13 protein-coding genes are annotated in these 16,763 nt (G+C 41.4%); 7 read left to right on the forward strand and 6 right to left on the reverse strand.

The window, feature by feature from the left end; all coding sequences use genetic code 11:
• Window positions 1-197: 197 nt before the first annotated feature.
• The 3 genes from K5Q58_RS03215 to K5Q58_RS03225 form a co-directional block, all read right to left on the reverse strand.
• On the reverse strand, window positions 198-899 hold the full coding sequence (locus tag K5Q58_RS03215) for a haloacid dehalogenase type II (protein ID WP_259651212.1): 702 nt from the start codon (window positions 897-899) through the stop codon (window positions 198-200).
• 100 nt (window positions 900-999) lie between these two features.
• Window positions 1,000-1,596 (reverse strand): TetR/AcrR family transcriptional regulator, encoded by a 597-nt coding sequence (locus tag K5Q58_RS03220; RefSeq protein ID WP_220752431.1) that lies wholly within the window; start codon window positions 1,594-1,596, stop codon window positions 1,000-1,002.
• Window positions 1,597-1,907: 311 nt separating this feature from the next.
• Window positions 1,908-2,627: a FadR/GntR family transcriptional regulator gene (locus K5Q58_RS03225; RefSeq protein ID WP_220752432.1), complete on the reverse strand. Its 720-nt coding sequence runs from the start codon at window positions 2,625-2,627 to the stop codon at window positions 1,908-1,910.
• Between the two features lie 425 nt (window positions 2,628-3,052).
• Here K5Q58_RS03225 and K5Q58_RS03230 point away from each other — a divergent pair, with 425 nt between their 5' ends.
• The 3 genes from K5Q58_RS03230 to K5Q58_RS03240 all read left to right on the forward strand — a co-directional run bounded on the left by K5Q58_RS03230 (window position 3,053) and on the right by K5Q58_RS03240 (window position 6,456).
• A complete protein-coding gene (locus tag K5Q58_RS03230) occupies window positions 3,053-4,732 on the forward strand; it encodes an FAD-binding protein (protein WP_220752433.1) in 1,680 nt (559 codons plus the stop codon).
• Window positions 4,733-4,804: 72 nt separating this feature from the next.
• Window positions 4,805-5,158 carry a cytochrome c3 family protein gene (locus K5Q58_RS03235; RefSeq protein WP_220752434.1) on the forward strand — a complete coding sequence of 118 codons (354 nt, stop codon included), beginning with the start codon at window positions 4,805-4,807 and terminating at the stop codon, window positions 5,156-5,158.
• Between the two features lie 53 nt (window positions 5,159-5,211).
• A complete protein-coding gene (locus tag K5Q58_RS03240) occupies window positions 5,212-6,456 on the forward strand; it encodes an OprD family outer membrane porin (protein ID WP_220752435.1) in 1,245 nt (414 codons plus the stop codon).
• Between the two features lie 209 nt (window positions 6,457-6,665).
• On the opposite strand, the gene K5Q58_RS03245 is transcribed toward K5Q58_RS03240, so the two are convergent.
• Window positions 6,666-9,749, reverse strand: coding sequence for an efflux RND transporter permease subunit (locus K5Q58_RS03245; protein WP_220752436.1), 3,084 nt, complete (start codon window positions 9,747-9,749; stop codon window positions 6,666-6,668).
• 3 nt (window positions 9,750-9,752) lie between these two features.
• Window positions 9,753-10,835, reverse strand: a complete 1,083-nt coding sequence (locus tag K5Q58_RS03250; RefSeq protein WP_220752437.1) for an efflux RND transporter periplasmic adaptor subunit — start codon at window positions 10,833-10,835, stop codon at window positions 9,753-9,755.
• Between the two features lie 229 nt (window positions 10,836-11,064).
• Between K5Q58_RS03250 and K5Q58_RS03255 the strand changes: the two genes are divergently transcribed.
• The 4 genes from K5Q58_RS03255 (at window position 11,065) to K5Q58_RS03270 (ending at window position 14,158) form a co-directional block, all read left to right on the forward strand.
• Window positions 11,065-12,009, forward strand: coding sequence for a LysR family transcriptional regulator (locus tag K5Q58_RS03255; RefSeq protein ID WP_220752438.1), 945 nt, complete (start codon window positions 11,065-11,067; stop codon window positions 12,007-12,009).
• 222 nt (window positions 12,010-12,231) lie between these two features.
• Entirely contained in the window at window positions 12,232-12,660 is a 429-nt protein-coding gene (locus tag K5Q58_RS03260) for a hypothetical protein (RefSeq protein ID WP_220752439.1), read from the forward strand.
• Between the two features lie 153 nt (window positions 12,661-12,813).
• The gene (locus tag K5Q58_RS03265) at window positions 12,814-13,509 is read left to right on the forward strand and encodes a HupE/UreJ family protein (protein ID WP_220752440.1); all 696 of its coding nucleotides are present in this window, start codon (window positions 12,814-12,816) and stop codon (window positions 13,507-13,509) included.
• Between the two features lie 37 nt (window positions 13,510-13,546).
• Entirely contained in the window at window positions 13,547-14,158 is a 612-nt protein-coding gene (locus K5Q58_RS03270) for a hypothetical protein (RefSeq protein ID WP_220752441.1), read from the forward strand.
• A gap of 146 nt (window positions 14,159-14,304) precedes the next feature.
• Here K5Q58_RS03270 and K5Q58_RS03275 read toward each other — a convergent pair whose 3' ends face one another.
• Window positions 14,305-16,434 (reverse strand): bifunctional 2',3'-cyclic-nucleotide 2'-phosphodiesterase/3'-nucleotidase, encoded by a 2,130-nt coding sequence (locus K5Q58_RS03275; RefSeq protein WP_220752442.1) that lies wholly within the window; start codon window positions 16,432-16,434, stop codon window positions 14,305-14,307.
• Between the last annotated feature and the right edge of the window lie 329 nt (window positions 16,435-16,763).

Genomic DNA, 16,763 nt, shown 5'->3' on the forward strand with positions numbered 1-16,763 from the left:
TTATTTTATTTACTACCAGTTACTTATTACCAGTTACTTATTACCAGTTACTTATTACTAGTTACTTATTACTAGTTACTTATTACTAGTTACTTATTACTAGTTACTTACTATCAGTGACTTATTATCAGTGATTATCGTATATTACTCGTTAATAACAACCTAGTTATCAGCTCGCTTACGAGTTAGCTTTGCACCTATTTAACACACTCGTTAACTGCAGAATCAAGCAGCTGTAAATCAGCAACAATCACGTTAGGCTGCATTTCCCACGGGTCAAATACAGCGCCTTCAGTTCGCTTAATCCATGCCGCTTTAAGCCCCGTCGCTATTGCACCAATCACATCAAACGGATTACTTGATATCAGCCAAGTATCACTTGCCTTCGACTCAGTTGCCTGTAAAAAGTGTTGGTAAATATCTGGGTTAGGCTTAAACGTTTTTATCTCGTCAGCACTGACGACCCCTTCAAACAATGCATCTATTCCCGCAGCATGCAGTAATGTTTCAACGGCACGCTTAGTGCCATTTGAAAAAGCAAACATACGATAACCCTGGGCTTTCAATGCTATCAAGGCAGGCTTAACATCTTCAAAGCTGGGTAAGGTTTTATAACACTCCATCAGCGCATTTTTTTGTTCAGTAGATAAGGAAATTTGATAATAATCGCAGGTATATTCAAGTGCTTGGCGGGTACAGTCACTAAAAGGAACATAGTTTTTCATCAACCCGCGACGAAAGGAATACTCTAATTGCTTTTCACGCCAACGAGTGGAAAAGGCTTTAGCCTTGTCGCCTATCATTGTCTCGAGCAGGATTAACACGCCATGAGTATTAATTAAGGTGCCATACACATCAAAAGCCAAGGTGATGTCTGGCCGTTTTAGATTTTCTTTCACCTTCCTCACTCCTTACCCTTTAATGACATGTATTCAGTAAATAGCTGAGCTTTTCATAACAGCACCTTCAATAACATCGCTTCAACGATGAAAAGTCCTATTAACTCTGCATGGCTAAAGGCGGATTACTGAAAATTGCGTCGATAAAATCCTGAATCGTATTATCGTCGCTGTTGGCATGGGCATACGTACGAATACCAATAATCTGTATTTGTAAAAAACGTGCCAGTGCTTGAGGTGTCTGCTGAGTGTCTACTTCACCTTGCACTTGTGCTTGCGCCAATAACTCGGCAAATGCTGTCTCAACCATCACTAATGACCGCTTTGCTTGTTCAAGTAAATCTGCATTTTCGTCAGTCAATTCCGCCACCGTTTTAACAAGCATACACATGCCACTCGGGGCACAATTACGATTAGCCAGCACAGCAGTTTCAACAAATTGTTTAAGCGCTGCAATAGGAGAATCATTATCGGCGATACACTGGTTTAACTGAACAATACCTGATGTTGCATAGTGCTGTAGTGCTTCTTTAAATAGCCCTTCTTTGCTACCAAAGCTTGCATAGATACTGCCAGGACGCATATCAATCACTTCTTGAAGGTTACGCATCGATGTAGCGTGAAAGCCTTTTTGCCAATATAAATTGGCCGCTTTTTGAATGGTCTCTTCACGGTTAAATTTGGCAGGTTTACTCATAATACTTTTCTCAGCGCAATTAATGGGTGGCAGTTAGTTAAAGGCCGACAAAGACAAAACAACACCTTAAGCACAATACGTCCTTACAATGGGATGATTACATGGCGCATAAAGCACCTAATTCAATTTTACAATGAACGACTGTTCAAGTCTAGATTGAGGCGGTGCCCTTCACACGACTCAATGGCTTTAACCATAATGAGACGCTTGGTTTCTCTTTAACAATAGTCAAGATTAAGTGAGTTGGCAGTAGAGCACTAAGTGATAGTAAATAATCACTTAGTGTTTGAAATCAGACTGAATAAGAAGGGTTAACTATGACTTTCTCTGAAATCTGATTCAATCTTTTGCAAAATATCTAAAAAGTCTTTTAAGTGAAAATGCATTAGCTTCTCAGCAGTATCACCATCTTTATTGATCACAGCTTGAACCAAATCATCATGCATACCTGCTGGATGAATCTTGTCTGTATCAGGTTGAAATTTATGTGCAATCCTCCCAACCAACTGAATCAAAGATTTATCAATTGCAGTCAAAAAACGATTGCCACACATGTCAGCCAGTATGTAGTGAACTTGGCTTCTTAACAGCACCGTTTCAGGATATTGTAATGAGTCACTTTCGTGTGCACAGGCATCTAACAACAAGGCTTTATGCTCTTCAGTACAATGCTCAGCTGCCAAACGGGCCACCATTGGCTCAATTTCAAGCCTCGCTTCGCAAATTTCCCTAAACGACATTTGGTTAAGAAAAAACAAATCTTTCGTCGCCGAGGTTAAGCGCTCAAAGGTCATTTGTTTAACAAATGCGCCACCTGTTGCCCCTTGTTTAATTTCAATCAAACCATTGGCTTCTAACGCTTTAAATGATTCCCTAATGACCGTTCTGCTAACACTAAAGGTTTCAATCAGCTCTCGCTCTGAAGGTAGCTTGTCACCAGCACAATACTGACCATCAAAAATGGCAGATTTTAATTGATTGAAAACCTCATCAGAGGCCTTTACTTGCTTGATTGGTTTAAAGTTACTCAAGACAAACCCTTAAAATATTTTAATGATTAATAGTATCACACCCATTGTTATTGAGCAGTGTTCTCAACCGCTTATCCCACTATCAATATTGTTACTAAGTGAGTACTTCCTACCCAGTTGTGTTTATAAAAACAACACCCTAACTCCAGTTAATGTTAATCAAATTTTATTTTAGTGAACTCACACTGAAAAAAACTGAATCTGTGACCCTTTTTACAACTTTAACTCAACATTATGTACTTACAAAATTAAATATCATACATTTCACCAATCAAACGTCATACATTTGACAATTGGTAAAGCGGAAAGAAGTTTGGCCAATATCAAGCTACCGCAAACCCTAATTCACTAAGCAGGTAGAAGTTCAAGTGCGCTGTTAGCGGTGTGGTCATCACCCTAAGCCGCTAGGGCAAAGGAGTAGGAAAATGAGTAAAAACAAATCACCAGAAACCAAAGTCATGGATCAATATACGAGTCACGTTTTGCAGCATGGTATTTCGCGCCGAAGCTTTCTGTCCCGAGCAGCAATGGGAACTGGTGCAGTCGCATTTACGGGTTTATCAAGTGCTAGTGCGGAAGCAGCCACGGCGAGTGATACAGAAAATCTCGCAAAAAGTTCTGATGGTGGTGCTGTTCTAGACTTCATGCCGAAGCCAAAACCAATCAAAGATAGTCAAATTTCTTCTACACAAACATTCGATGTTGTTGTTGTCGGCGCTGGTGCTTCAGGTGTACCTGCTGCGCTATCGGCTGCTGAGAATGGCGCTAAAGTTGCGGTACTACAAAAACAATCCATTGTTGTTTCTCAAGGGAATACTGGCTCAGGCCTTGATTTGGCGAACTGTGATAAAGCAGGTGTTGAAGCTATGGTTGCCCGTCTTATGAGTGACAGTGCACATCGCTGCAGCCCAGAGCTATTAAGAGAGTGGGCTTATAACTCAGGCGAAGCCGTATCTTGGGTTATTGATCGCGCTAAAAAGGGCGGCGCACAAGTTGTCGATCAAGGTACTGGCCCACAGCATGGTATTCATGGTGTAACTGAACACAAACTTAACTTTGTGACCTCATATTTTGGGCCTAAGCCATACACCACTGGTGACGGCATGCGTGATCTTGCTAAGACAGCCGAGAAAGCAGGAGTAGAGTTTTTCTTCAATACGCCAGCAAACCAACTGATCCAAGATGCATCAGGCAAGGTGATTGGTGTCATCGCTCAGAATCGTGACGGTTCTTACCACAAGTTTATGGCTAAAAAAGGCGTGATTTTGTCTGCTGGTGACTACCAGAACAACAAAGCAATGTGTGACTTCTTTATCCCTGACTTAAAGAACTTTGAACGTAAGCAAATGGATCGTAACGGTGATGGTTTCTCTATGGCCTATTGGGCTGGCGGCGTAATCGAGCCTGTAGGACACACTAAAATGCTGCACGATTTTGATGCAGGCCCAGCTTCAATGTGTGATATGCCTTTCCTTGCGGTTAACCGTAAAGGCAATCGTTTCGTCAATGAAACCGTAGCAATGTCATTGATGAACAACTACTTACGTGATGAAGAAAATGCAGGTCATTACTCGCAAGTATTTGACGCTAACTACATGGAACAAGCTGCTGATTGGCCGGGCAAACTTTATTCTCCAGAGCAAATGAAAAAATACATGCCTGAAGACCCAGCCGAGAAAAAAGGGGTTTACGCCTCACTCACAAACACTTACTCAGCAAATACATTGGAAGAGTTAGCAGTCAAACTGGAATGTGATCCTAAAACATTCGTTGCCAATGTTAAGCGTTATAACGAGCTATGCAAAACAGGGCAAGATGACGATTTTGGCAAACCTTCATCTAAAATGCTGCCGATTGTTAAAGCTCCTTTCTATGGCATTCACCGCCGTATGCGTGTTTCCACCATTTGCTCAGGAATGTTAGTCGATAAAAACCACCAGGCACTAGATGCTGACGGTAACAAAATTGGTGGTCTATTCGTCATCGGTAATTTAGGTGGCGGCTTCTACGGTGGCGTTGATTACCCACTCACTGTTTTCGGTCTATCACTTGGTCGCTGCTACACCTTTGGTTATTTAGCAGGCAAATACGTTGCCAAGCTATAAGCGCCATAACGACAACAAAGTGAATGCCTGTTATTCAGGCAGCCTTCCAAAATGAAATCATGGAATAAAGCAATGAAAAACTTAACTATCCACAACATTATATTTTCTCTTGCATTCAGCTTCTTGGCCAGTAATGCAATGGCTAATGACGCGCAACTACTAGAAGTCACCCACAAAAATGCAGGGCTTGTGTGTAATGATTGTCATGCCAAAAGTAAGAAAGAAGAAGTTCGCATAACTAAGTGCTTAGCATGTCATGACACTGCTGATTTAGCAGAAGCAACGGCTGACTTTGAGCCAACAAACCCTCATAAAAACCGTCACTTCGATACCGAAACGAACTGTAATTATTGTCACCACCAACATAAAGAGTCTGAGAACTACTGCGAAGGCTGTCATCAACGTTTTGACTTCGTCACGCCTTAATCGAAATCAATGAATATCGGCAAAAATTAAACCAATAAACATGGATGATAAATATGAACACAAAACTACTACCAGTAGTCGCAGCTTGTTTAGCGGCTAGCCCAGCCTTTGCAGCAGAGCCTATTGCAAATTTATTCAACGATGCAACGTTCAAAGGGCAACTACAGTTATTTGATTTTCAGCGCGATTTTGATGGCGAAACCGCTGATAGACGTGACACCTCTTTTGGCGGACTTTTTTACCTACGTTCAGGTGAATCAAATGGGGTCAGCTTTGGGGGTTCATTCGCCTCTGCAAACCCAATTTGGGATAGCAACGATGCCATTTATGGTCTAGTGGGTGGCGGTGCTCCGGGCACTTCAAACGAGCGAGACTCAGTTAACCGCTTGCAAGAATACTTTGTCAGTGGCAACTGGTACGACACAAAAATAACCCTTGGTGCACAAGAACTTCGCACGCCAATGATGAACCCGTTTCCATTAAGAGCGATCCCTTTCACTTACCGTGGCGCGAGTGTTAAAAATACATCAATCGACAATTTAGCCATTTCAGCTTTATATATCACTGATTACATGGGCTGGACCGATGAAGAGTTTGCCAATGCTTCTGATGGTGTAAAGGGGGAGTTTGCTCGTAAAGGTGTTATCGTTGATGTTGAAGATAACCCAATGTTGGCTCTAGGTTTTGATTACACCTTACCGTTTGAAAAGGTGAAAACGAAAGCAAGCCTTTGGCACTACAACATGGAAGACGTATACAAACAAACCTATTTCAAACTTACGATGAGCGGTGAGTTAGGTGCGACAAACTGGTACTTCAAGCCATCTTATTTAAAACAAGATTCCCAAGGGAGTTTAAGTAGCACCGAAGCACAATTCGATACCTATCAAGCTGGTTTTCACCTTGGTATGAAATGGAATGGCTTTGATGCAACAGTTAAATACGTTGAAACGGGTGATGGCGATATTGTGGCACCGTTTGGCGATGAAAAAGTGGTTATTCAACAAGTTGTTCAATCTGGCCGCGCAAATGAAGATGTGTATGCTGCGCAACTTGCCTACCGCTTTGCACCAAGCTCAGCACTTAATGGCGTTAGCGCATATCTAAACTGGGCAAACTACGAAGTCGATGGTGACGCGAGTCAAGACATTGATGAAACTGATATTTCTGTACGTTACGACCTGAAAGAATATGTAGAAGGACTCAGTCTACGAGCTCGTCATGCCATTGTAAATTACAGCACTGGTGACGATTTAACGGATACCCGTTTCTACGTCTACTATAAATTTGAAATCTAAGCTCTATTTACATCATCTCTAAAATAAAAGGGCCGCCTCCCCTATAGGCCCTTTTTTCTTTTTAAAACAATCAATACAACTGGAGTTTCTCATGAAGATGAAACTAAGCACTGTTGCGCTTTCTATTACCTTATCCTTTGCATTAAGCGGCTGTAATAGCAGCGATGACGATACAACAAGCCTTCGACATTAATTAACCGGCTGCATAATTAATTAGTCGCTGTGGCCTGATAAGGGATCCGAAATGCGATGGTGTACGCCACAGGTAAAACAATCAATGTCAAAATCGACGCAAAGCCCAAACCAAAGATAATAGTAATTGCCATCGAGCCAAAAAAGGCATCACTTAACAGCGGGATCATCCCCAACATGGTGGTAATTGCCGCCATTAACACTGGTCGTACGCGGCTAACCGACGAGTCCACTACCGCTTGATAAGGGTCTTTGCCCTCTCTGAGCTCTACGTTGATTTGGTCCACCAGCACGATGCCATTTTTAATGATCATCCCAGTTAAACTGAGTAACCCAAGTAGCGCCATAAAGCTAAAGGGCGCATCAAATAACAATAAGCCGGACACCACACCAATTAATGCTAGCGGCACGGTAAACCAAATCACTAACGGTTGTCTGACAGAGTTAAACAATAAGACCGTAATTAAAAACATGGCTAAGTAACCTAATGGCAAAGAGCTAAATACCGACTCTTGTGCTTCAACAGAGACTTCATGCTCACCGCCCCACTCTAGCTCATAGCCTGCTGGTAATTCGATAGCTTCAATTGCTGGGCGAACTTTACGAAATACTGAATCAGCGGTTTCGTCTGTACCGTTAACTGGGTCAGCCAAAACAGATAGTACTCGTTTGCGATCACGGCGCATCACCAAAGGGTTTTCCCATTCAGTATCAAACCCTGATACCACCTGTGTTGCTGGCACGAATGTGTTATTTTCAGAGCTCCACACTTGCAGCTTCCAAATGCTTTCAGCATCTAAACGTTCACTCGCTGGTGCGCGTGCCACTATAGGTAATAAGTGACTGTTTTCGCGGTAAACGCCCACTTGCTTACCACTGAAGTTAGTCAATAACGCATCATCTAAATCTGTCTTGCTAATGCCTGTTTCACGGGCCTGCGCTAATGCTAATTGAGGGCGGATCATCGGCACTTGATTGCGCCAATTATGGCGAACGCCCACTGCCGTTGGTTCTGCTTTTAAAATCGCTTCGGCTTGCACTGCCAATTCACGCAATATTTTAGGGTCTTCACCATAAAAGCGGGCTTCAATTTTAGCGGCTGGACTCGGGCCATTTTCCATATATTTAAAACGGTATTCAGCTTCAGGAAAGCGCTGACTTAACTCTTTCTCAAGCGTACGCATATAGCTGTTTACTGTGGTTAAATCAGTCATTTCGATCAAGAGCTGACCGTATGCGCTGTAGCCCTTTTCCGGTACGTAAGGTAAAACAAAACGCTGTGCACCTTGGCCTAATACTGTGGTTAAGTTAACCATCCCGACAGCTTTTTCTGCTTGCTCGGCTAACAGATTGGCCTCTATTTTATGTAAGAAGGCTTCAGTCGCTTTAACATCTGTGCCTTCTGGCATCCACACATCCACAAAGAATATCGGTGTATTTGATGCAGGGAAAAACACGTTCTTTACATAGCCAAAGCCATATAACGAGCTCAGCAATGCAGCGATAATCAATACGATTGTCACACTACGAAAACGCATAGCGAGATTTAAGCTGCTTCGATAGCTTTGAAATAACCAACCTTTATAAGGATCATCTTGGCTTTCGTCTGCACTGATTTCACCATCTTTAAACATCATATTGCAAAAGAACGGCGTCAAGGTCATTGCGGTAATCCAACTGATAAATAGTGAGATTAATAGCACTTGGAATAGCGACACACAAAACTCACCTGTCGCAGTATCCGACAAACCAATTGGCGCAAAAGCAATGATGGCAATAATGGTGGCGCCCAGCAGCGGCCACTGAGTTTGGCTCACGACTTCTTTGGCGGTTTCAAGGCGAGTTTTACCTCGTTTGATACCAATCAATATCCCCTCGGTAACCACAATGGCATTATCCACCAACATCCCCAATGCAATAATCAGCGCACCCAGTGATATCAGCTGCAATTCAATGTTAAGCACTTTCATCACGATAAAGGTGCCCAAGATTGTCAGCAGGAGTACTAAACCAATTAATACGCCAGAGCGTACGCCCATAAATATCAGCAATACACCAATCACAATGGCGATGGACTCAGCTAAGTTAATCAAAAAACCATTGACGGTTTGATCCACCATTTTGCTTTGGTCATAAACGGTTTCTAGCTGCATACCTATGGGTAATTCGCCATTAAGCTCAACCATTCTCGCATTAACAGCTTCACCCACTTTAACCACGTTAACACCGCTCGAAAACGAGATACCAATTGATAGCGCATTCTTGCCATTAGCGTGGTACACATTGCTTGGTGTTTCTTCGACATCCTTATATACATCGGCAATATCGCCTAAATAGACTAATTTAGCGCTGCCTGGGGCACTGACCATTAAGCGTTTCATTTCACTGACGTTATCAAACTCACCAGTGGGATGAATACGAATACGGTTATCACCAACACGAATACTGCCGGCATTGGATACCACATTTTGGCTGTTAATTAGCCCATAAATATAATCTTGATCTAATCCAAGGGCATTTAGCTTCTGCTGTGAAATTTCCACGACGACTTGTTCGCTAATTTGACCTGCAATGGTAACTTTTTTAATCCCATCTACCAGTACCAATTCACGACGTAAAAAGTCAGCATAATTTTGCAGTTCACGGTTGCTATAACCTTCACCACTGACATTGAGTAAAATGCCGTAAACATCGCCAAAATCATCAATAACACTTGGGGTATAAGCACCAGGTGGCAGCTCGCCAATTTTGTCATTCACTTTACGGCGCACTTCATCCCACACTTGTGGCAAAGCGTCTTTGTCGTATTGCTCTTTAATCTCGATTTCGATTTGAGACAGGCCAGCACTATTTATCGAAACAATATGCTTAATTCCATCAAGCTGCTGTAAAGCATCTTCCAGCGGTAAAGTGACTTCTTCTTCCACTTGCTCAGGCGATGCGCCTGGGTATGCGGTCACCACTAAGGCATTTTTAATGGTGAACTCAGGAAACTCCAACTGCCCTAAACTAAAAAATGAAAAACTACCGCCAACCAACAACAGTAACGCGAACATCCAGCTGATCACCTTATGAGTGATCGAATACTCTGCAAAATTCATCGTTTACACACCTCGTTGCCAACGTAAAGGTTTAACAGCTTGCGCTTCAGCAAGGTACTGCACACCAGCGACAACAACTTGATCACCAATATTGATGCCTTCAATAATTTCTATACCTTGGGTTGTAACATTACCTATGGTCACTAGGTGCTGATTCACCGTACCCGTTTCGTCACTGTATAACCAAACAACATCTTGACCATCTGCATCACGCTTAAACACAGCATTGGCAGGAACAATTGCAGTGATAGAGCTTGGCTCTGTCCCAGTCACATCAATACTCACCTCAGCGCTCATGCCAGGTAAAACAGTGATAGATTGCGGCCGTGGCAAGGTAAATACCACTTCATAGGTTTGAGTGCCTTGCGTAATTTGCGTTGCATGTTCTTTCAATTTTACTGGGTATGCTTTTTGAGGATTATTAGCAAAGCGCACCTGAGGAATAAAACTAGAATTAGGATTAAATCTCGTTACCGTGCTCGCTAATGATTCAGGTACTTGAATCACCACATCAATGTTGCTGTCTTTTTGCAGAACTAAAATGGCTTGGTTCGCTTGTACCATCTGATAGTTGTCCATATCAATTTTGGCAATTGTGCCTGTGTATGGCGCTTTCAAAACTGTGTAACTTAATTGATCTTTTGCATTCGCAAGATTCGCTTCAGCTGATTTAAGCTGGGCCTTTGCTAAATCATACTCAGCGGCAGAAATAAGCTCACGTCTTAATAACTCACCTTTGCGCTTGAAGTCAGCTGCCGCAAGCTCATGATCGGCTTCGCGGTTTAATAACGTGTTACGTGCATCTCGATCATCAAGGCGTGCAAGTACAGCCCCCTTTCGCACTTGCTGCCCTTCAAATAACGACAACTCAACTAAATGACCTGAGACTCGAAAAGCAAGGTTAGCTTGTTTAGTCGCAGCGACCTTTGCTGGGAAAGCGCGAATGGAGCCAGCATTAACATCTGTCACTGTTAGCAATTTCACTGGCCGAATTGTCGGTGGAGGCGTTTCAATAGACTCAGCAGTACAACCCGATGTCATCAGAATGAACAATAAAAGTGAAAATGGTAGTAGGAGGTGTTTCATTTTCGAATTCCCAATAGCGAAACAAAGTCATGTAACCTTGATGTAAACAGGGCGCAAAGATATCAGTGATTATGGTTGAATAAAATGGAATGATTTGGAACTACAGGTTCCATTAAATGAAACTATATTCGCTTGCTATATACTGAATTGTGTGTGCAAACTGATAATAGATAGTCAGGACTTTGTTAACACTATGGATAAGTTAAATACAATTTAAAGAGTCATCTAGATGAAAACTGAAGATATTTCGCTGTTCCATAGAATCGTTGAAACCGGCAGCCTTGTTGAGGCTGCAGACATTTTGAACTTACCTAAATCAACCTTGAGTCGACGCTTACAGGCATTAGAAGATGAATTATCGGTAAAGCTTTTTCACCGCCAAAGCCGCTCAATGACATTAACGGCATCGGGCAGTCACTTTTACGATAAAACCACTTCAATGATGTCTTCATTAGAAGAAACCTTGTCAGAACTGACTAATGAGAAAACCGATGTCGGTGGTCATTTACGAATTCTTGTCTTCCCTATTCCTGAGTTATTGCAAATAACCCAAGGCATTTTACATTTTATGTATCTGCATCCTTCCATCACAGTTGAAATTATTGTCAGCGCCGAACCTCAAGATATGATCCGCAACAATATTGATTTGGCGTTTATGTTGGAAGATTCATTTAATGAAAATGAAATGGTTGCTAGGCACATCATGAGCGAGACAGTACATTTTTTTGCAAGCCCTGAATACCTTGCCCGAGCTGGAACGCCCCAAACCCCTGAAGAAATTAGCGAGCACAATTCAATTTTATTTCGATACCCAAATGGACGAATATTTAATGAAGTCCCATTCGGCCAAGACATGGTTTTATCAGTAAAAGGGAATTTATGTGTCAACAACCTCTCTGTTTGCTTAGAAGCCACTTTAGCAGGAGCAGGTATCGCCATGATGCCATTACCTTTTTGCCAAGATTATGTCAAAACAGGTCAATTAGAAATGCTATTCAAAGACTCAGCCCCTTATGAAGGAAAGTGCTATTTAGTCTACCCATCGAGACGATACATTAGCCTTGCCAGCCAACGTTTTATTGATCATATGCTCATCGAACTAGAAAACTGTTCACAAACGGGAACCTGTAACCAAATTGCTAAGATTCGTGGTGCGATTAAACCGTTAATCTAAGTAAGTTAAATAATCAAAATTGGCACCTAAAACCTAACAATAATAAGACGCTAAATCGCCTTTATCTACTGGCGGTTAGCGACTAATTCTGCTTTAATCGGCTAGCTTAGATATCAATCTAGCCATCAATAAACCAATAAGCATGAGCCAACAGAGAAACATAAACTGACCGATAAGTCTTATCAACAGCGCTCTTTGCGAGTCGCTAATTCACCATCATCAATGACGCTACTTATTGTGTTATTGGTACTCTTGTGTCAGTTTTCCACTAGTAGTGCGGCTTTTTCAGTGCAATACCCTCATGGTGAACACCCATCAGGTAGTCAGGTGAATCATCATCATGGTCATTTTTCTCACGAAGATAACGAACACGCAAATTCACCTATCCACCAGCATTCGCACCAAGGCGAATTACGCTTTAATGCGACTGAAACTCAACAAGATATTCTTGAATCTACTGCCACCGATACAGTTTTGCTCGATAGTACACAAACCGATCACGAACACAGTAGCCATTCACACGCTCCATCACACCCTCCTATAGAGTCTGTATTTGTGGCAGAATTTACTCATACCAGCACCATTAGCGATAATAAAACGGCTTATGCTACCGTGCATTACGCGCCACCAATCCCACCACCACATCAATAAGTCGATAGCCGTTTTAAACGAATCATGAGTGTGTATCGAATCAAGGTTAAATAACCTCGATAGCTTTCACTCATTTGTGCTGTATCACGTCTAGATTAAGCTGAATTTATCGGCCGTTTACGTAGATACTCAATGACTTATTGGAGTAACACAATGAGCCAAATTTTGGCGAATACCTTAAAGATATCTTTGATATTGCTAGGGTTAATGACATCATTTTCAATTTATGCCCACGGAGTGGATGAAACTACTCGACAGTTTTTAACTCAAAACCAAGGGGTATCAATTCTGCCCTTTATCTATATTGGCGCTAAACATATGGTGACGGGTTACGATCACTTACTGTTTCTTGTCGGGGTGATTTTCTTTTTATACCGCACCAAAGATGTATTGCTGTATGTCAGCCTATTTACCTTAGGCCACAGTGTTACCTTACTCTGGGGCGTATTTAACGACATCAATATTAATGCTTATCTCATTGATGCCATTATCGGATTTTCTATCATCTATAAAGGGTTTGATAATCTTGGAGGCTTTAAGCGTTTAGTGGGATTTCAGCCTAATACCAAACTCGCTGTGCTGATATTTGGTTTATTCCATGGCTTCGGATTAGCGACAAAAATTCAAGAATTTAACCTGCCACAAGAAGGCCTTATTGAGAATATTATCGCGTTTAATGTTGGTGTAGAAATAGGTCAGTTTATGGCATTGGGGTTGGTATTAATCGCCATGAGCTTTTGGCGACGTAGTCCCAGCTTTACACGGTTTTCCGTCGCGGCCAACACTGCACTGATGAGTGGCGGCGTCATGCTAGTCGGATTTCAGTTAACAGGCTACTTCGTTAACTAACCAATAAGAATAAACAGACAATTTGAAAGGATTTACCATGCAACATTCTGACAATAATGACGTGCAAGTGCAGTCAACCGCAACGTTAATTAAAGCCTGCGTTACAGCAACTTTAATTGGCTCTGTAGTTCTTTTGATAGCCATATTACCGGCCGAATACAATATCGATCCTACAGGGTTAGGTAGCGCAGCGGGGCTAACTAAAATAGCTCAAGCTGCCAATTATAAAAACGGTAATGTGCCCGAGATGACTCAAAGTAAAGACATTGAAAAATTAGTGATTATTGATGCGCCAACCGTAAGCGAAATTAAACAAAATCGCATCGACGCTGGCACTCGTGCTGATGTCATCGACATTACCATTCCAGCGAATAAAGGCTTGGAATATAAACTGTTATTAAATCAACATGGTCACTTTGAATATGAGTGGAAAACTGATGGCACAGCATTATTTTTTGACTTCCATGGTGAGCCACAAGGTGACACCACTGGCTATTACGAAAGCTATGCGATTACGACATCGAATCAAATGAAAGGCTCATTAGTCACCCCATTTGCAGGCAACCATGGTTGGTACTGGAAGAACAACACCAGCAGCCCAGTCACAGTGACCTTAACCACGAAGGGCACCTATAAAATTAAGGGTTAATTAGTTAGAGGAATTTGCACTTATAAATAAGATCAATTTAGTGGCAATAAAAAGCCCTGCTTATTGCTAAGCAGGGCTTTGTCGCTTCAGTTAAATGTTTCTAGTATCCATTTAACGTCAGTTGATAAATTTCTGTCTGCTAAATATTACTTAGCTGCACAGTTGAACTCACCGTTGTAGTCAAAGTTAAAGTTGTAGATAGTGAAACCAGGTGAACCTTCTTTAGTGCCTTCTTCTTTATCAGTTGAAAGACCAGTAATTTCGTTGGTCGCACAACGGAAACCTTCTTCAACAGTTGCAGAAGCAAATGACACGCTAGTAGTATTTGGCGCTTCAAGCTGGAATACTTTCGCGTTAGGGAAAGCAAGCTCAGTGCCTTCTTGTTCAGCTAAACGGTCAGCTAAGTAGAACTGAACTAATTCACGGTTAACAAACGCAGCTTCTTCTTTTACAAGAGTAGCATTATCAACACCAGGCATGCTTGTATTAGATGCACGGTAATTGTTGGTAATTACATAGATTTCTGCATCATCAGCAATTTCAACACCGCCGTAAGTCAGGCTTGTTAACTGCTCATTTTCAGTTTCTGTGAAGCCAGAGTCTTCAATGATAAACTTAGACTCATTTTCAACGTTAACAGTGTACTTAAGTAAACCTTCACCCTCTTCGCTGAATCCACCAAAGAATGCGTCAAAGTTATAACCAGGGAATTCTTCTACTAAGAAGGTTTCACCAGCAGATAAAGGTAGGCTACGGTAGGCATTAGAGTTAACCCACTCGATCCAACGCTTCATATCTGCACCAGTCATTTTTAAAACGGCTGGAGTGTTGTTATCAAATACATAGATATCAGCAACAGATGCGTTAGTTAGCTCACCTTCTTGAATGTTGGTGTAGTCTTCAGGGCCGTTACGACCAGACTTAAATGGCGCTGATACTGATAGGAATAACGCATCTTCAGATGCATCAGCAAACTCACCTTCAGCTTTCCACTTGTTTAGTTGATGAAGCTGAGCTTCATTCACTACTTGAATTGATAAATCAGGCACTACTTGTGGGAAGAAGCTGTTCATGTTGACGTCGATTTCTGCAATCGTTTCAGCCATAAACTCAACTGTACCTTCATGTTCAGTGACAACTAAATCTTCAATTGCACCATCAGAACCTTCAACTAAAGAGCGAAGCTCTGCCGTTGAATGGTTATGATCTACAGACCAAGTTTCACCATCATCATTAGAGGTAAGTTTTAAATCAATAACACCTAGTTTCGCGCCCCAATAACCAGGCATAACAGCAGGAATGCCATTAATTAGACCTTTTTCAGCGTCAACACCTGGGATATCACCGTATTCACCAGTTGAGTTAGGGAAGTCACGATGATCGTGGCCGAACATAATGGCATCAATATCGTCAACATGCGCTAAATGAAGAGAAGCATTTTCAGCAAACTCATCATCATTGTTGTTCAAACCTGAATGCGGGATTGCAACAATCACGTCTGCGCCTTCAGCTTTCATCATTGGTACATAATATTCAGCTGTTTTCTTAATATCAGAAACAACAACATTACAGACTAAGTGAGATGCATCCCAACCCATGATATCTGGTGGAGTGAAACCAATCACACCCACTTTTACAGTATGTGCTTGACCATCATCTGCTATGAATTCGCGCTCTAAAATCACGTATGGGTCATATAAACCTTCAGCTTTATCGTAGAAATCTTCTGTAATGCGAACTTCACACTCATCAGTTGCATTGCTCACTTTTTCTAACGAGTCATCAGTTTTCCAAACGTTGGCAGCAACATATGGGAACTCTGAACCTTTAAGTGCTTCATCTAAGTATTCAAGACCATAGTTAAATTCATGGTTACCTAAGTTAGCAGCGTCATACTCTAAGTGGTTCATTGCTTTGTAAACAGGGTGAGTTTCACCTTTAAGGTGATCAGCCCCAAGCGCCGCCATGTAATCGCCCATTGGGCTACCTTGGATTAAGTCACCGTTGTCAAACAACATGCTATTAGCCACTTCTTTGCGCGTTTCTGCAATCACTAAAGAAGTACGTGCTAAGCCCCATTCAGGTAAGTTAGCTTCGTTATCAGCTTGGCTAACAAAGTAATTGTAAGGCATTACGTTTGTATGGATATCAGTGGTTTCCATTAAACGAAGATCGATACTAATAGTATCTTTTTTATCGTCAGATGAATTACTACAACCAACTAGTGCTGCTGCAACGCTTGAAACAAGAAGAAGCTTCTTAGCATTAAATTTCATGTTTACTCCAAAGGATTGTTTGATTTCTTTCACTCAAATCATTACCGCCTATTTAAGAATTAACTAATTTCCAAATAAAGCAGTAACTATTAACTAATTTTGTTGACGCTATTAAAAACGTCCATAAATTAAATAAAATTAATAAACAAGTAAAGAGAACAACGAATCTAAAAAAGAAGTAAATTAACAATAAATCACCCAATTAATTCCACAATAGCTTTTAATAAAGAAATAAAAGCAAAATATAAAACTACATAAAAAGCACAAATTACAGTCAATAAAATCCACCAGTAAAGTTACAAAAATATTAAACCAAGTAAGAATAATTT

It is taken from the genome of Shewanella sp. KT0246 (assembly GCF_019654955.1).
In the GTDB taxonomy this organism is placed as follows: Bacteria; Pseudomonadota; Gammaproteobacteria; order Enterobacterales; family Shewanellaceae; genus Shewanella; species Shewanella goraebulensis.